The organism is Pantoea sp. JK, assembly GCF_026130245.1.
Lineage (GTDB): Bacteria > Pseudomonadota > Gammaproteobacteria > Enterobacterales > Enterobacteriaceae > Pantoea > Pantoea trifolii.
The window spans coordinates 392716-409113 of the sequence record NZ_JAINFN010000001.1 but is presented as its reverse complement, the minus strand read 5'-3'; the positions used below and the strand labels follow the sequence as shown (position 1 = coordinate 409113).

Sequence of the window (16398 nt, the reverse complement as noted above, 5' to 3'; positions counted from 1 at the left end):
TTTCGCTGCCCTTTGCGCATATTCAGCCGACACTAGCCGAATAGCAATGAGGGTAAAGCAACTTAGAACTGGTAAACCAGACCCACAGCGGTGACATCATCAGAAGCGATGCCCAACGCATTATCGTCTTTCAACAGGTTGATCTTGTATTCAGCATACACAGACATGTTTTTGTTGAAGTAGTAAGTACCACCCACAGCAACGTATTTGGTGAGATCGACATCACCAATATTTTCAATCTCTTTGCCTTTCGATGAAACGTAACCGATTGAAGGACGCAGGCCGTTCAGGAATTGATACTGCGCCACAGCTTCAAAGTTAATCGCTTTGTTAGCAAAGCCACCATTGATTGGGGTTGCGTTCAGCGTTTCGCCGTACATGGTTGCCAGATAAATCTGGTTCGCATCGTATTTCAGGCCAGTAGTCCAGTGCTGTGCTTTCTCGCCATCGCCACGTAAGGCCTGGTTCTGCGTATTGGTGCGATCCAGGCTGGCGTAAGCGCCAACCAGGCTCAGACCGAAATCGAAGTCATAGGAAGTGGAGAGTGCGAAGCCATCACCGTTTGAACGGCGAACCGCAATGTCTGCATTGTTACGATCGTTTTTACCTTCGTACTGAGCGGCAACGTTCCAGCCTTTCACCAGACCGAAGAAATCTTTGTTGCGCCAGGTCAGCACACCACCTGAGCGGCTGGACAGGAACCCATCAGAGTAACCTTGATCGCCACCGAAGAAGGGGAGCATATCGGTGTAACCCAGCACATCATAAATCAGACCGTAGTTACGACCGTAATCGATAGAGCCAAACTGACCAAACTTCAAACCAGCAAAGCCCAGACGGGTTCTGTTACCGTTGTTGGCATCGCTGCTGCCTTCAGAGTTGGTCAGGCTGTACTGATACTGCCATTGGCCATAGCCGGTCAGCTGGTCATTGATCTTGGTTTCGCCTTTAAAACCCAGACGGGTATAAGACGAGGTGTCGCCATTTGACGCATCGTTATCAGAGAACAGATGCGAGACGTTAATTTTGCCGGTCAGATCCAGTTTGTTGCCATCTTTGTTATAGATTTCGGCGGCCTGAGCCGAAGAAAGTCCCAGCAGTAAAGGCATCACTGCTGCCAGTAAGGAGCGCTTCATCATTTAATTTTTACCCTGTGATATTTTTTAATTTTGTCCCCTTGTTCGGGGTGAAAAGAAAATGACACAAAAGGTTCAAGATCGACAGTGCAATATCTGTAACTAAATATTTCTCGTTAACTTTTTGTGTGATTTTTACTCTTAAATTCCATTATGTGGAATTTTGTATTGGTTAAACTTATCCATAAGACAACAGGCAGGATGATGATTTAAATATTTATTTATATGATTTTATTAGTTAATTTTAAATTTAAAGATGCGTAAATAAAGTAAGTAGCTCGTTCATGAAATAGCACAAGCCTATGCATTATTGTTCAATAGCAAATATCTGAATCCAACTAATCATTAGCAGAGTAATTATCGGTTTCATGGCTTTGTGTCCTTTTATTTCTGTTCTGATAATAACCTTGGTCACAAATGTTATTTAGCCTTTCGCTTAACAATGAACTGGCGAAATAATATTCAATCCAGCGAGGCAAATGTTAAAACCTAATTAATTACCCAGATGCTAAATTTGCACCGCGCTAACACTTTCCTGCACCAATCAGGCACATTGCGCCCCAAAAAAGTGCGTTTATCGCATTAATTTGGCGAAATATTTCCTGCCCGATCACAAAAGCAATATTTCATTTTGCCAATGCATAAATCCGCTAAATAAATTGCTGCTATTCAGCCAACATCAGACTGATATTCACTTTTTATGCAATTAATGTGAATAGCATTACTTCCTAAGTTATTGATATTTCGTAGTGGCAAGACGTTTATGCATTTTTGTGGCTGGCTGGCACGCTATCTGCAAGATACAGTAGAGCTGCCACTTAACATTTTTAACAATTTCAAAACAAAGGCTTCACCGGGTGTGAAGCAGGAGAAAGGGCTATGTCACAGCAGGTTTCGCGTCAAAATTTTGATCAATGGATGATACCAGTTTATGCACCCGCGGCTTTTGTTCCGGTTCGTGCCGAAGGTTCTACGCTGTGGGATCAGCAAGGCAAAGAGTATATCGATTTCGCCGGTGGCATTGCCGTTAACGCCCTGGGTCATGCGCATCCCGCGTTGCAGCAGGCGCTGACCGAACAGGCGAGCAAACTGTGGCATACCGGTAACGGCTACACCAATGAACCGATCCTGCGTCTCGCCAAACAATTGATTGATGCCACCTTTGCTGACCGCGTGTTCTTCTGTAACTCCGGCGCCGAAGCGAATGAAGCCGCGTTGAAGCTGGCGCGTAAAACCGCGCACGACCGTTTCGGCGCTGAGAAGAATGGCATCGTTGCCTTTAATAACGCCTTCCACGGTCGCACGCTGTTTACCGTGACAGCGGGCGGACAACCGGCTTATTCCCGTGATTTTGCGCCGCTGCCGCCAGCGGTTGAGCATGCTAATTTCAACGATTTGGCCTCGGCGGCCGCGCTGATCAATGACCAAACCTGCGCGGTGATCGTCGAGCCGATTCAGGGGGAAGGCGGCGTGCTGCCAGCCGATCCGTCTTTCTTGCGCGGGCTGCGCGAACTCTGCGATAAGCATCATGCGGTGCTGATTTTTGATGAAGTACAGAGCGGCGTGGGGCGTACCGGTTCGCTGTACGCCTATATGCACTACGGCGTGACGCCGGATGTGTTAACCACCGCCAAAGCGCTCGGTGGCGGCTTCCCGATTGGTGCCATGCTGACGCGTGAAGATTTAGCGCAGGTAATGGGCGTCGGCACGCACGGCACCACGTACGGCGGCAACCCGCTGGCGGGCGCCGTCGCGGGCAAAGTGATGGAGTTGATCAACCAGCCAGCCTTTATGGCGGGCGTAACCGAGCGTCATCAATGGTTTGTTACTGCGTTGCAGGAACTTAACCAGCGTCTGCCGGTGTTTAAAGAAGTGCGCGGATTGGGACTGCTGATTGGCGCGGTGCTGAACGACGATTTCGCCGGTAAAGCCAAACAGTTCAACCTCACTGCGGCCGAAGAGGGCGTGATGGTGCTGATTGCCGGTGCCAACGTGGTGCGTTTTGCGCCAGCGCTGAACATCAGCGAGCGTGAAGTAAAAGAAGGCCTGGCGCGCTTCGAACGTGCCTGTGAACGCGTGCTCAAAGGAGCCACATCATGATGGTGATTCGCCCCGTCGAACGTGACGATCTTTCGCAGTTGTTGTCGCTGGCGGGCAAAACCGGGGGCGGCTTAACCTCGCTGCCTGCGGATAGCGATACGCTCAAAGCCCGTATTGAGCGTTCGCTGCTCACCTGGCAAGGTGCGCTGCCGCCTGCCGAACAAGGCTATGTGTTTGTGCTGGCCGACAGCGAAGACAATCGCGCCGTCGGCATTTGCGCCATCGAAGCGGCGGTAGGTTTGCAGGATCCCTGGTACAACTTCCGCGTCGGCACGCAGGTGCACGCCTCGAAAGAGCTGAATGTGTATGCCAGCCTGCCGACGCTGTCGCTGAGCAACGATCACACCGGCAGCAGCGAGCTGTGCACGCTGTTCCTCGATCCCGATTACCGCGATGGCAAAAACGGCCATCTGCTGTCGAAATCGCGTTTTCTGTTTATGGCTAACTTCCGCGACCGCTTTATGAAACACGTGGTGGCGGAGATGCGTGGCGTCAGCGATGAGAATGGCCACTCGCCCTTCTGGGACAGTGTCGGCAGCCGCTTCTTCTCGATGGAGTTCAGCAAAGCCGATTTCCTCAGCGGCACAGGCCAGAAAGCCTTTATCGCCGAGCTGATGCCCAAACATCCGCTCTACATTCATTATCTGTCTGAAGCGGCGCAAAAAGTAATTGGCGAAGTCCATCCGAAAACCGCGCCGGCGCGTGCGGTGCTGGAGGCGGAAGGCTTCCGCTATCTCAACTATGTCGACATCTTCGACGGCGGCCCGACGCTGGAGTGCGAAATCGATCGCATCCGTGCCATTCGCAAGAGTCGCCAGTTAACCGCAGAGAGCGGTGCCGCCGATGAAAGCTGGCCGCTGTGTCTGGTGGCAAACGCCGATTACCAGCATTTCCGCGTGGCGCTGCTGCCGGTGGATATGGCATCCGGCACGGTGAAACTAACTGAAAGCCAGCGCGCGGCGCTGCACTGCAACATTGGCGATCAACTGCGTGTGGTCACGCTGTGTCGCGAGGAGAAAAAAGCATGACGCATTTTATACAAGGTCAATGGGTGACCGGCGGCGCTGATGCCCTGAGCAAACAGAATCCGGTAACCGGCGAAACGCTGTGGCAGGGCAAAGCGGCATCGGCAGCACAAGCGGCTACGGCCTGCGAAGCGGCGCGCGCGGCGTTCCCGCAGTGGGCGAAAAAACCGTTTGCGGAACGTCAGGCGCTGGTGGAAGGTTTTGCCCGTCTGCTCGAAAGCCATAAAACTGCGCTGGCGGAAACCATCGCCCAGGAAACCGGCAAGCCGCGCTGGGAAACGCTGACCGAAGTGCAGGCGATGATCAACAAAATCGTCATTTCGATTAAGGCCTATCACAGCCGCACCGGCGAACAGGCCGACGGCGAGAGCTCGTTGCGCCATCGTCCGCACGGCGTGCTGGCGGTATTTGGTCCCTATAATTTTCCCGGTCATCTGCCGAACGGCCATATCGTGCCGGCTCTGCTGGCGGGGAACTGCGTGGTGTTTAAGCCAAGCGAGCTGACGCCGCTGACGGCAGAAAAAACCGTACAGCTGTGGGAACAAGCCGGTTTACCGGCGGGCGTGATGGCGCTGCTACAGGGCGGGCGTGAAACCGGCCAGGCGCTGGCCAATGCAGCGCAAATTGATGGCCTGCTGTTTACCGGTAGCGCCGCCACCGGCTATCACCTGCATCGTCAGTTCGCCGGGCAGCCAGAAAAAATGCTGGCGCTGGAGATGGGCGGCAACAATGCGCTGATTGTCGAAGATCCCTCTGATCTCGATGGTGCGGTACATATCGCTATTCAGTCGGCCTTTATTACCGCCGGACAGCGCTGCACCTGTGCGCGTCGTCTGCTGGTGAAGCGGGGCGCGGCGGGCGATGCCTTCCTGCAGCGTTTGGTTGAGGTCAGCGCGCGCTTGCAGCCTGGCGCGTGGAATGCCGAGCCGCAGCCGTTTATGGGCAGCGTGATTTCACCCGCCGCCGCCGGACATATTTTTGCCGCCTGGCAGCAGCAGGTGGAAAAGGGCGGAAAAGTGTTGCTCGGCATGCACTGGCCGGATCGCGACAGCGCCATCATCACGCCGGGCATCATTGATGTGACCGAAGTGAAAGAGTTAGCGGATGAAGAGGTGTTTGGTCCGCTGCTGCAGGTGATTCGCTACGACAGCTTCGAGCAGGCAATTGCCATCGCCAATAACACCCGCTACGGCTTGTCATGCGGCCTAATTTCGCCGCAGCGCGCGCAGTTTGATCAGCTGCTGCTGGAGGCGCGCGCCGGGATTGTTAACTGGAACAAACCGCTGACCGGTGCGGCCAGCACCGCACCCTTTGGTGGCATTGGCGCCTCGGGGAATCATCGTGCCAGCGCATGGTACGCCGCTGATTATTGCGCGTGGCCAATGGCGTCGCTGGAGAGCCCAAGCCTGGCGCTGCCGGGCAGCTTATCGCCGGGCCTCGATTTCTCCGCGCAGGGAGCGAAATAATGAAAGCGTTTGAAGCCAACTTTGATGGGCTGGTCGGCCTGACACATCACTACGCGGGATTGTCGTTTGGTAACGAAGCCTCGACGCGCAATCAGCTGCAACCTTCGAACCCGCGTCTGGCGGCGAAACAGGGCTTGCTGAAGATGAAAGCGCTGGCGGATATGGGCTACGTGCAGGGCGTGATCCCGCCGCACGAACGTCCTAATCTGCCGCTGCTGCGCCAACTTGGTTTTAACGGCAGCGATGAGCAAGTGCTGGCGCAGGCGGCGAAGCACGCGCCGCAGCTGCTGTCGGCGGCCAGCTCCGCTTCAGCCATGTGGGTGGCCAATGCCGCCACGGTGTCGCCGTCGGCGGATAGCGCCGATGGACGCGTGCATTTCACCGTCGCCAATCTGAATAACAAATTCCACCGCGCCATTGAGGCGCCGGAAACTGCCGATCTGCTGCGTGCAATTTTTCGTAACCCGCAGCACTTCAGCGTGCATGATGCGCTGCCGCAGGTGGCGCAATTTGGTGATGAGGGTGCAGCCAATCACAATCGCTTCGGCAGTGATTATGGCGATGCGGGCGTGCAGCTGTTTATTTATGGCCGCGATGGGCAGCAGCAGGGCGCAACACCGGCACGTTATCCGGCGCGCCAAACCCGTGAAGCCAGCGAAGCGGTGGCGCGTTTGCATCAGCTCGATGCGCAGCGCACGCTGTTTGCCCAGCAAAATCCGGCGGTGATCGATCAGGGCGTGTTTCATAACGATGTGATTGCGGTGAGCAATCAGCAGGTGCTGTTCTGCCATCAGGATGCCTTTGTTAATCAACCGCAATTGCTCAACGACCTCGCCGCGCGCGTTAGCGGTTTCCAGCCGATTGAAGTGCCGCGCGATAAAGTGTCGGTGACCGATGCGGTCAATACCTATCTGTTTAACAGCCAGCTATTGCAGCGTGCCGATGGCGGAATGCTGCTGGTGCTGCCCGAAGAGTCGCGCCAGCATGCGGGCGTGTGGCGTTATCTCAGCGAGCTGGTGGAGAGCGGCGGGCCAATTCGTGAACTGAAAGTGTTCGATCTGCGTGAAAGCATGTTTAACGGCGGCGGCCCGGCCTGTTTACGTCTGCGCGTAGTGTTAACCGAAACCGAGCGTCAGGCGCTGAATCCGGCGGTGCTGATGAACGATCGTCTGTTTGCCACGCTCAACGATTGGGTGGATCGCCACTACCGCGATCGCTTAACCCAGGCCGATTTAGCCGACCCGCAACTGCTGCGTGAAGGGCGCACCGCGCTGGATGAGCTGACGAAGCTGCTAGACTTAGGCAGTGTCTACGCGTTTCAGCGTTAACGCCGGGGTGAGAGGTTCGCCCCACGTCGTTAAAAAGGAGTGAACATGCAGGATTTTTTACAGCAGACCTTGTCTGGTGAGCCGCCACAGCAAAGAGAGGGCAGCAACGATCATCTGAGTTGGCAATGGCATAACGAGGGACTTCTGTCCCTCACGCCGCACACGCCCACGCAGCAGGCGCTGGTGCTCTCTGCGGGCATTCACGGCAATGAAACCGCGCCGGTTGAGATTCTCAATCTGTTGCTGACGCCATTATTAAAGGGCGAGAAACCGCTGGCGGTGCGTTTACTGGTGATTTTAGGTAATCCCGCCGCGTTGCGCAGCGGCAAACGCTACCAGCAATACGATATCAACCGCCTGTTTGGTGGCCGCTGGCAGCAGGTGGCCGATGTACCGGAAGCGCAGCGTGTGTTGCAGCTCGAGCAGGAGCTCGAGAGTTTCTGGCGTGCCTGTCTCGATCACGAAGTGCGCTGGCACCTTGATCTGCATACCGCGATTCGCGGCTCGTATCATGCGCGTTTTGGCGTGATGCCGCTGAATCCTAATCCGTGGCCCGAACAGTTTATGCACTGGCTGGCGGCGGCAGAAATGGAGGCGCTGGTGTTCCACCGTTCACCGGGCGGCACCTTCACCCATTACAGCTGTGAGCACCATAATGCGGCGAGCTGCACGCTGGAGCTCGGCAAGGCGTTGCCGTTTGGTGAGAACGATCTGAGTCAGTTTAGCGGCGTGCAGCGGGCGCTGGCGGCGTTGCTGTATGGCGAGACCTTGCCGGAGGTGCGCGAGCAGCCGCGCCATTATCGCGTGGCGCAGCAGCTGACCCGTCACGGTGATAAGTTTGTGTTGCACATGGGGCCAGAGACACTGAACTTCACCGCGTTCCCGCAGGGCACGCTGCTGGCGGAAGAGGGCGATCGGCGCTACTACGTACAGCAGGCGCGCGAATATGTGCTGTTCCCCAATCCGAATGTCGCGCCGGGATTGCGCGCCGGGCTGATGTTGGTGGAGGAGAATGAACAGACGCAGGCGCTGGCGTTGTAATTTTCCCTCACCCTAACCCTCTCCCGCAGGCGGGAGAGGGAATCGATCGAGCTAATATGTTGCAGCGTTTCCCTCTCCCTGTGGGAGAGGGCCAGGGTGAGGGCATCAAAGTGCAGAGGCGTTAAAACCGCCGACATTTCCCTTCCTGAAAACCGACAATACCGTTACACTCCTCCTTAATTCCTGCGTTTTTCCCTTGATTGTCATAAACTTTTTCAATTCCTCACGCATTTCTTCTCTTTCTCTCCATGATTGCCTGATCTCTGTCTTTTATGCTTTCAGGGCTTTACTCAGCCTCTGAGTAGTTGACGTTCAGCGTCGTATGCTTGTTTCCGAAGACGCGACACCGGCTGTCGTCATTAAACTGATAAGTAAGGACAATATTATGCGTAAATTAACTTCTGTGTTCCTGGCTACCGCAATGGCTCTTGGTGCTGCAAATATCGTCCATGCAGCGGCAGACAACCTGACTCCGCCGCCAGCAGGCAGCGAAAAACCGATGCACAAGCCGCCGATGCGACATCACGGTATGGAGATGATGTTTAAAGGTCTGAACCTGACCGATGCGCAGAAAGCGCAGATCAAAACTATCCTGCGTGATGGCCACAAAGAGATGAAGCGCCCGTCGCTGGAAGAGCGTCGTGCTGACCATGCCATCATCGCTTCCGATACCTTCGATCGTGCGAAAGCCGAAGCGCAGGCTGAGAAGATGACCGCGAACGCAAAAGATCGTGCGCTGCAGATGATGGAAACCCAGAACAAGATCTACAACGTGCTGACACCAGAGCAGAAGAAACAGTACAACGCGAACTTTGAGAAGCGCTTAACCGAGAAAGGCCCGCACGATGGCAAAATGACGCCACCGCCGGCTGATGCTGAATAAGTTCTTTCGCTAACTGAATAGAGACCGCCGGGGTTGTCCATCGCATCTGATGCTTTGGGCAACCTCGGCGGTTTTGTTTTTAAAGTTCGATCAGCGGGAACACGCCAGAAAGCAGCGGACGACAGAGGATTTTATAACCGTCATGATCGAAACCGTGCGAGGCGCGCTGCAGCTGGCGTGCTTCGGCTTCACTGTTTACCGATCCCAGCCAGAACCAGTGATCGATCACATGGATTTGGGTGAGGTCTGTGCCCGTTTCCACCATGCCAACCGGGCCTTGCCACGGCCAGCACTGAATGCGCATTTGCTCTAACGCCGCATGTAAGCGCTGCTGATGCTCAGCAACCGATTCGTTACCGCAGCAGGCACCGGCGCAGCGTTTCAGGGCGGAGCGAAAACAGCCGCGTCCCGGGCGCAACGATTCCAGCCCCAGCAAGCCGTGACACAAACGCTGCTCATCGGCGATGGCTTTTAGCTTCTCCAGCGCGGCAAAGCGACTGCGAAACAGGCCATAGAGATTGGGCGAGCGCGAGAAGTCGAGATCCTTTGCATATACCACCTGCGGCGCACCGTCACCCAGCTGCAGCGAACAGAGCTGGCGATTCTTACGCAGGCGCTTATTAAATAGCGGCTGTTGCGTTTTGATCATCTGCGCTTCCAGCAGTTGTGCGCCGACGTCGCCAGCCGTGGGAATCCAGGTGAGGCGTCGCGCCTGACGCAGCATTTTGGCTTCATCCGGCGTGCGGAAATGCGCCATCACCCGACTGCGCAGGTTGACGCTTTTGCCGATATACAACGGCAGATTTTCGCTTTCACCGTGAAAGGTATAGACGCCCGGCTGGTTGGGTAAACCTTCCAGCCACTGACGTAAATGTTCGGGGTATTGATAGATTGCTGCCGCATCGAAATCGAGGCGGTGGCTGGCTGCACGTCTGACCAAAGCACACTCCATTTACTGGTTGTCTATCCAGTGTATCAAACTGCGCTTTTTCTCGCCACTTTAGGTTCTGATTTGCATTGGTCGCCATGAATGGCGACCCTACGGTGATTTGGCGGGGGCGCATTTATGCGCACTTGCGTAACTTACGGTTTCCAGAAATCGTCGAACACGGTGATCGGCGGACGACGTTTGTGCTCGGTTTTCAGATACCAGCCTTCAATGGTTTTTGCCGCGGCGGCATCGATGGTTTTGCCTTCCAGGTAGGCATCGATTTGCTGATAAGTCACGCCGAGCGCCACTTCATCCTGCAAGCCGGGACGATCATCTTCCAAATCGGCGGTGGGATGTTTGAGATAAAGGTGCTCCGGGCAGCCCAGCGTTTTCAGCAGCTGTTTGCCCTGGCCTTTGTGCAGACGGAAGATCGGGTTGATGTCGCTGCCGCCGTCACCGTACTTGGTGAAGAAACCGGTGATCGCTTCTGCCGCATGGTCAGTACCGACCACCACGCCTTTGGTCATGCCGGCAATGCTGTACTGCGCTTTCATGCGCTCACGCGCTTTTTCATTGCCGCGCACGAAATCCGACACCGTGATACCTGCGTCTTTCAACGCACGTTCGCTGGCCAGAATCGCTTCTTTAATGTTCACCACCAGCGTGCGGTCCGGCTGGATAAACGCCAGCGCATCCTGACAATCCTGCTCATCGGCCTGCACGCCATACGGCAAACGCACGGCGATAAAGGTGTAATCGTTATCGCCGCTCTCTTCACGCAGTTCGCGAATCGCGGTTTGCGACAAGATGCCGGTTAGCGTCGAATCCTGGCCGCCGCTGATGCCGAGCACCAGCGTTTTCAAAAAGGGATGGGCTTTCAGGTAAGACTTCAGAAAATCAACGCTGACGCGGATCTCCTGCTGCGGGTCGATAACGGGCTTTACACCAAGGGCTTCAATGATTTCCTGTTGCAGTGACATGAACCTCTCCTCAAGTCAGTAGCCTGACGGCACAATGCGAATCATCTGCTAAAGCTAACGCCTCTCCCCACAAACAACAAGCCGCACGTCTTGTTGTCCAGGTTATTTGCTGGCAAATCAGGCGTTTTTTGCCTTCTGCACCAGCAGATTGAACGACACAATCGCCAGCATAAAGCAGCCAAAGATGGTGCCGGTCATGCTCGCCACCGATGTGCCGCCCAGGCCGGTGATCGGCACGCTGATGGCACCAAAGGTGAACATGCACACGCCAATCACCGCCGAGGCGCTGCCCGCACGCTGGCCCTGGCTTTGCATCGCCAGCGAAGAAGCGGTGGTAGCAATCACGCCGTTACTGGCAATGGTGAAGAACAGTGCGACCAGCAGAATCGGCAGCGCGGCGCCTGTCAGTCCCGCCAGCAGCAAACAGCTCGAGGCGACAAATGCCAGCGTCAGGCCGCCTTTTAACACGCGGTATTCACCCCACAGCGGGCAAAGCCGCGCACTGGTTTGTGATGCAATAATCAGGCCGAGGCCGTTAGCAGCGAAGCAGAAGCTGAAGGCTTGCGGTGTCAGGCCGTACAGCTGCTGTAGTACAAACGGCGACGCGCCGATGTAGGCAAACATGCCGGACATCATAAAACCTTGCGTCAGGCAGAAGCCCATAAACTGACGATGGGTGACGACCTGGCCGAGCGCCGCCCAGGTAGAAAAGATCGAGCCCTGACTGCGGTGCTCAGGCGGTAAGGTTTCGTGCAATTTCCAGCGGGCGAGAAAGATCAACACGATGGCGATGCAGCCGAGCACCACGAAAATGCCGCGCCAGTTGAGCACCGTCATCAAGGCTCCGCCCAGCACCGGCGCACCAATTGGCGCTAACCCGTTGACCAGCATCAGCAGGGCAAAGAAACGCGTCAGTTCATGACCGCTGTACATATCACGGGCAATCGCACGCGACAGCACCGCGCCGCCTGCGCCCGCCAATCCTTCAAACAAACGTGCCACCAACAGCGAGTTGATATCTTTTGCCAGCGCACAGCCAATCGAGGCAATAAACAGCAGCACCAGCGATAACAGCAGCGGACGCAGGCGACCAAATTTGTCGCTCATTGGCCCAAACAGCAACTGACCGGCACCCAAACCGAGCAAGCCGGCGGTAAGGCTCAGCTGCGCCGTGGCGGTTTCGGTGTGCAGATCGCGCGCCAGTTCCGGCAGCGCCGGCAGGTAAAGATCGATACAAAGTGGCCCGAGCGCCGCGAGCAGGCCCAGCGTGATGGCATAAACCAGCCGATGAGAAGGTGCAGGTGTCATTAATCCTCTGTCTTTATTCATTGCTATAGGTATTTTTTCGCGGGTGATTATACGAACCGTAGCGCATCAACACAGCATTTTTACCAAATCCTAACGCTTCGGAATTTAGCTAAATTTATCCCATAAAGTTGATAAATCTGGATTTATGTTCCAGGCTAATTTCACACGGACAAAAAAACGAGGAACAACAACATGAATAAAGTGATGGGATGTATCGCTGCCGCTATGACGCTGGCAGCCCTGTCTGGTTGTACGACTTATGACAAAGCTGAAAGCTACGTAACCAAGCCTGTGGTGAAGGATGTGAAGAAAGGGATGACGCGCGATCAGGTTCGCCAGATTGCCGGTCCAGCTTCTACTGAAATCACCATGGTTCACGCCCGCGGTACTTGCCAGACCTACGTGATTGGCGAGCGCGACGGCAAACCGCAGACCTATTTCGTTAGCTATAACGATACCGGTCGCGTCATGAACTACGGTTTCCAGAGCTGTAAAGACTACGATACCGATCCGCAAGCGGCTCAGTAATCGCAGCAGAATAAGAAACGGCCCGTCATTGACGGGCCGTTTTTCGTTGTGGCGCTTATAAACCGTAGGGACGCGGCACTTCGATATACTCACCACCGATCTCGCGCTGGTAGTAATGGCCTTCCTGTACGTAATAGCGCTTGCCGTTGAAATCCAGCACGCGCATTCCGCCGCCCGGCGGGGCTTCAGGGGGCTGCACCACGACATAGGTGTCGCCCTGGTGCTGATAGTAGTTGCCGTTCAGCATGTAATAGGTCAGGCCGCCCAGCAACACGGCGGTTGCCGCTTCCGGTAAGAAATGCAGCGGGCCGGGACCGCCCCAATGTGGACCTCTACCCCAATGCGGATCTGGACCAGGGCCCCAACCGCCGGGATGGGCAAAACTGATGGCTGGTGTTAATAAGGTTAACGCCAGCACCGAGGCGATAACTGTTTTCATCGGTGATTCTCCTGCTGTGATTAACTGCAGAATTGGCCTTCCTGAGCGAAAACTCAAGCGAAAAGCGGCTGATTTTTCCTCTGTTTACCATGCTTAACGTTTTCCTGACGCTAGCGCCATGATTGGGGGGGATTGGGGAGGAAAGAACATAAAAAAACGGCAGACCTTGCGGTCTGCCGTTGTTGGAACGCATCACATTTAGCGGTGTGCCAGTTCGGCGTGCTCGTCGCTCTCCAGCACTTTTTTGTCGGTCAATCCGAGCCAGCGGCTGGTGAGTGAACCGGCGGTCATTGAACCATTGACGTTGAGCGCGGTACGGCCCATATCGATCAGCGGTTCGATGGAGATCAGCAGCGCGACCAACGTCACCGGCAGGCCCATCGCAGGCAGCACAATCAGTGCGGCGAAGGTAGCACCGCCGCCGACGCCGGCCACACCGGCAGAACTCAGCGTTACGATACCTACCAGCGTCGCAATCCACATTGGGTCAAACGGGTTGATACCCACGGTTGGCGCAACCATCACTGCCAGCATGGTGGGATAGAGACCCGCACAACCGTTCTGACCGATGGTGGCACCGAACGACGCCGAGAAGCTGGCGATCGATTCCGGCACGCCAAGGCGACGCGTCTGCGTTTCCACGTTCAGGGGAATACTGGCGGCGCTGGAGCGGCTGGTGAAGGCAAAGGTGATCACCGGCCACACTTTACGGAAGAAGCGCATTGGGTTGATGCCGTTAATCGACAGCAGCAGCGCGTGCACGGCAAACATGATTGCCAGACCGAGATAAGAGGCCACCACGAAGCCACCCAGCTTGATGATGTCCTGCAGGTTGGAACCGGCCACCACTTTGGTCATCAGCGCCAGTACGCCGTACGGCGTCAGCTTCATGATCAAACGCACCAGCTTCATCACCCAGGATTGCAGGGTATCGATCGCCACCAGTACGCGCTCGCCTTTGACCTTGTCATCTTTCAGCAGTTGCAGCGCCGCTACACCGAGGAAGGCGGCGAAAATCACTACGCTGATGATCGAGGTTGGATTGGCGCCAGCCAGATCGGCAAACGGGTTTTTCGGAATGAAGGAGAGCAGCAATTGCGGCGTGCTGAGGTCAGCCACTTTGCCTACGTAGTTGCTCTGAATTGCGCTCAGACGCGCGGTTTCCTGCGCACCCTGCACCAGACCTTCCGCGCTCAGGCCAAACAGGCCAGTCACTAGCACGCCGACCAGCGCGGAGATTGCGGTGGTAAACAGCAGCACGCCAATGGTCAGCACGCTAATTTTACCCAGCGATGAGGCATTGTGCAGACGTGCGACCGCGCTCAGAATCGAGGCGAACACCAGCGGCATCACGATCATCTGCAACAATTGCACGTAGCCGTTACCGACGATATTGAACCAGCCAATCGACGCTTTCACGGTTGGGCTGTTTTCGCCATAGATGGTTTGCAGAGCCAGACCAAAGGCCACACCGAAAACCAAACCGGTCAGCACGCGTTTGGACAGGCTCCAGCTTTGGTTGCCAATCCGATTCAGCAGAATCAGTAGTGCGATAAACGCCACGATATTAATAATGAGGGGAAAATCCATGCTCAACTCCAGAGTGTGACGCGCCATCCTGGGATGGCACGAAAAACAGTAAGTCCCGGTTAGGGAATATTTGGAATGTTATCAGTTCAGCGTGGGGCGGGCTTATACCCAAAAAGAATTCTTTATAACTTTAACGCTTGATTCGACTGCTTATTGACCGTTTTGACCATTAACCAACCGACCTACGCCATTTTGTAGCGTATTGAACAGTTGCTCCGGCCAGCCGTTGGCACCAAAAGAGGGCATGCCGGGCGGGAACCACAACGCATAACCGACCAGCGCCAGGCAAAGTGCTCGCTCCAGCTGGTTACCTTTTTGACTATTCAGGATGGGCAAACGGAAGCGCCAGCGGCAAGGCCACAATAAAGGCACGCCAGCGGGCGTTAGCATATCGGCGACAATATGGCTGAGATAGCCGAGCGTCATACCTTGCAGCACATCGGCGGGCAGAAACCAGTCGGCGGGCACATTGAGCTGAAATAGCCACAAGCTCACCGCTACCGCCAGCAAACTGTGGGTAAAACCGCGATGACCAAAGGCGCGGGCGATGGGATGTGATAGCCACTTTAATCGCTGGCCTAACACGGATTTAGGGTGATCGATATCGGGCAGCAGGCAGGTTAACAGCGCAGCAGGCACTAAATGCCACCAATCGGCGCTGGCCAGGACTGGCGTCAGCTCCGCGCGCTTGGCAAAAATGGCGCTGGCAATGGCAAAAATGATATGGCCTTCGGCCGTCATGATGAAACCTGGCTGCATAAAACTGTCGATGCATCCAGTATAGGGATTTATCCAGTGAATGAGAATGGTGACGCTGTAACTAAGCGTTAATATTTATCACTTTCCCGCGTCACAATGACGCGGGAAAAGAACGGGTTAGCCTAGCGCGCTAACCATCCGCCGTCGACGGCCAACGTATAACCTTGCACATAGTCGGAGGCGCTGGAGGCGAGGAACACAATTGGGCCCATCATGTCGTCCGGGACGCCCCAACGACCCGATGGAATGCGGCCCAGAATTTCTTCGTTGCGAGACTCATCGCTGCGCAGCTGTTCAGTGTTATTGGTGGCCATGTAGCCTGGCGCAATGGCATTAACGTTGATGCCGTGCTTGGCCCATTCGTTGGCCATCAGACGGGTTAACCCCATCACCGCGCTTTTTGATGCGGTATAAGAAGGCACGCGAATGCCGCCCTGGAACGACAGCATCGAGGCGATATTGATGATTTTGCCACCGTTGCCTTGCGCGATAAACTGACGCGCGACCTGCTGCGACAGGAAGAACAGGCTTTTGCTGTTGATGTTCATTACATCATCCCAATCCTGTTCACTGAAGTTGAGTGCATCCTCGCGGCGAATGATGCCGGCGTTATTAACCAGAATGTCGATGTGACCGGCCTGCGCCACCGCCTGTTCAACAATGTGCGGCACAACGGACGGTTTGGTCAGATCGGCCTGAATCGACCAAAAACGGCGGCCTAACGCCTCAACTTTGGCCTGCGTGTCATCCGGCCCGGCGCGATTGACACCAATTATGTCACATCCTGCCTGCGCCAGACCCAGCGCCATACCTTGTCCCAAACCGGTATTGCAGCCGGTGACCAGTGCGACTTTGCCTGCAAGATTAAATGCGTTGAGTATCAT

Annotated in this window: 15 protein-coding genes; 7 read left to right on the top strand and 8 right to left on the bottom strand. The window is 55.4% G+C overall.

Going from position 1 to position 16398, the window contains the following annotated elements; genetic code table 11:
• Positions 1-62: 62 nt before the first annotated feature.
• Positions 63-1139, bottom strand: a complete 1077-nt coding sequence (locus PanJK_RS01985) for a porin (protein ID WP_293798097.1) — start codon at positions 1137-1139, stop codon at positions 63-65.
• 876 nt (positions 1140-2015) lie between these two features.
• On the opposite strand from PanJK_RS01985, the gene PanJK_RS01980 reads away from it, so the two are divergent.
• The 6 genes from PanJK_RS01980 to spy all read left to right on the top strand — a co-directional run bounded on the left by PanJK_RS01980 (position 2016) and on the right by spy (position 8979).
• Positions 2016-3236 carry an aspartate aminotransferase family protein gene (locus tag PanJK_RS01980; RefSeq protein ID WP_265296965.1) on the top strand — a complete coding sequence of 407 codons (1221 nt, stop codon included), beginning with the start codon at positions 2016-2018 and terminating at the stop codon, positions 3234-3236.
• On the top strand, positions 3233-4264 hold the full coding sequence (gene astA, locus PanJK_RS01975; RefSeq protein ID WP_256696298.1) for an arginine N-succinyltransferase: 1032 nt from the start codon (positions 3233-3235) through the stop codon (positions 4262-4264). The genes PanJK_RS01980 and astA overlap by 4 nt, the downstream gene beginning before the upstream one ends.
• On the top strand, positions 4261-5727 hold the full coding sequence (astD, locus tag PanJK_RS01970; protein ID WP_256696299.1) for a succinylglutamate-semialdehyde dehydrogenase: 1467 nt from the start codon (positions 4261-4263) through the stop codon (positions 5725-5727). Before astA ends, astD begins: the two co-directional genes overlap by 4 nt.
• The gene (gene astB / locus PanJK_RS01965) at positions 5727-7055 is read left to right on the top strand and encodes an N-succinylarginine dihydrolase (RefSeq protein ID WP_265296963.1); all 1329 of its coding nucleotides are present in this window, start codon (positions 5727-5729) and stop codon (positions 7053-7055) included. The genes astD and astB overlap by 1 nt, the downstream gene beginning before the upstream one ends.
• A 45-nt stretch (positions 7056-7100) precedes the next feature.
• Positions 7101-8096 carry a succinylglutamate desuccinylase gene (astE, locus tag PanJK_RS01960; RefSeq protein ID WP_154152517.1) on the top strand — a complete coding sequence of 332 codons (996 nt, stop codon included), beginning with the start codon at positions 7101-7103 and terminating at the stop codon, positions 8094-8096.
• A 385-nt stretch (positions 8097-8481) separates the two neighbouring features.
• Positions 8482-8979: an ATP-independent periplasmic protein-refolding chaperone Spy gene (spy, locus tag PanJK_RS01955; protein ID WP_265296961.1), complete on the top strand. Its 498-nt coding sequence runs from the start codon at positions 8482-8484 to the stop codon at positions 8977-8979.
• Positions 8980-9058: 79 nt separating this feature from the next.
• On the opposite strand, the gene cho is transcribed toward spy, so the two are convergent.
• From cho to PanJK_RS01940, 3 genes are all read right to left on the bottom strand, one after another.
• Positions 9059-9919, bottom strand: coding sequence for an excinuclease Cho (cho, locus tag PanJK_RS01950; protein ID WP_265296959.1), 861 nt, complete (start codon positions 9917-9919; stop codon positions 9059-9061).
• A gap of 143 nt (positions 9920-10062) precedes the next feature.
• Positions 10063-10890: an ammonia-dependent NAD(+) synthetase gene (gene nadE / locus PanJK_RS01945; protein WP_008102906.1), complete on the bottom strand. Its 828-nt coding sequence runs from the start codon at positions 10888-10890 to the stop codon at positions 10063-10065.
• 117 nt (positions 10891-11007) lie between these two features.
• A complete protein-coding gene (locus PanJK_RS01940; protein ID WP_265296956.1) occupies positions 11008-12198 on the bottom strand; it encodes a multidrug effflux MFS transporter in 1191 nt (396 codons plus the stop codon).
• A 192-nt stretch (positions 12199-12390) separates the two neighbouring features.
• Here PanJK_RS01940 and osmE point away from each other — a divergent pair, with 192 nt between their 5' ends.
• A complete protein-coding gene (osmE, locus tag PanJK_RS01935; RefSeq protein ID WP_007892614.1) occupies positions 12391-12726 on the top strand; it encodes an osmotically-inducible lipoprotein OsmE in 336 nt (111 codons plus the stop codon).
• Between the two features lie 55 nt (positions 12727-12781).
• Here the strand turns inward: osmE and PanJK_RS01930 are convergent, their stop codons facing one another.
• The 4 genes from PanJK_RS01930 to kduD form a co-directional block, all read right to left on the bottom strand.
• On the bottom strand, positions 12782-13165 hold the full coding sequence (locus PanJK_RS01930; RefSeq protein WP_265296953.1) for a DUF6515 family protein: 384 nt from the start codon (positions 13163-13165) through the stop codon (positions 12782-12784).
• 198 nt (positions 13166-13363) lie between these two features.
• Positions 13364-14755: an L-cystine transporter gene (locus PanJK_RS01925; RefSeq protein ID WP_265296952.1), complete on the bottom strand. Its 1392-nt coding sequence runs from the start codon at positions 14753-14755 to the stop codon at positions 13364-13366.
• A gap of 150 nt (positions 14756-14905) precedes the next feature.
• Positions 14906-15496, bottom strand: a complete 591-nt coding sequence (locus PanJK_RS01920; protein WP_265296951.1) for a metal-dependent hydrolase — start codon at positions 15494-15496, stop codon at positions 14906-14908.
• Between the two features lie 140 nt (positions 15497-15636).
• Entirely contained in the window at positions 15637-16398 is a 762-nt protein-coding gene (gene kduD / locus PanJK_RS01915) for a 2-dehydro-3-deoxy-D-gluconate 5-dehydrogenase KduD (protein ID WP_265296949.1), read from the bottom strand.

Coding starts and splice junctions, on each gene's coding strand:
- PanJK_RS01985 (WP_293798097.1), bottom strand. CDS start 1,139: ATGATGAAGCGCTCCTTACTGGCAGCAGTGATGCCTTTACTGCTGGGA.
- PanJK_RS01980 (WP_265296965.1), top strand. CDS start 2,016: ATGTCACAGCAGGTTTCGCGTCAAAATTTTGATCAATGGATGATACCA.
- astA (WP_256696298.1), top strand. CDS start 3,233: ATGATGGTGATTCGCCCCGTCGAACGTGACGATCTTTCGCAGTTGTTG.
- astD (WP_256696299.1), top strand. CDS start 4,261: ATGACGCATTTTATACAAGGTCAATGGGTGACCGGCGGCGCTGATGCC.
- astB (WP_265296963.1), top strand. CDS start 5,727: ATGAAAGCGTTTGAAGCCAACTTTGATGGGCTGGTCGGCCTGACACAT.
- astE (WP_154152517.1), top strand. CDS start 7,101: ATGCAGGATTTTTTACAGCAGACCTTGTCTGGTGAGCCGCCACAGCAA.
- spy (WP_265296961.1), top strand. CDS start 8,482: ATGCGTAAATTAACTTCTGTGTTCCTGGCTACCGCAATGGCTCTTGGT.
- nadE (WP_008102906.1), bottom strand. CDS start 10,890: ATGTCACTGCAACAGGAAATCATTGAAGCCCTTGGTGTAAAGCCCGTT.
- PanJK_RS01940 (WP_265296956.1), bottom strand. CDS start 12,198: ATGACACCTGCACCTTCTCATCGGCTGGTTTATGCCATCACGCTGGGC.
- osmE (WP_007892614.1), top strand. CDS start 12,391: ATGAATAAAGTGATGGGATGTATCGCTGCCGCTATGACGCTGGCAGCC.
- PanJK_RS01930 (WP_265296953.1), bottom strand. CDS start 13,165: ATGAAAACAGTTATCGCCTCGGTGCTGGCGTTAACCTTATTAACACCA.
- PanJK_RS01925 (WP_265296952.1), bottom strand. CDS start 14,755: ATGGATTTTCCCCTCATTATTAATATCGTGGCGTTTATCGCACTACTG.
- PanJK_RS01920 (WP_265296951.1), bottom strand. CDS start 15,496: ATGACGGCCGAAGGCCATATCATTTTTGCCATTGCCAGCGCCATTTTT.
- kduD (WP_265296949.1), bottom strand. CDS start 16,398: ATGATACTCAACGCATTTAATCTTGCAGGCAAAGTCGCACTGGTCACC.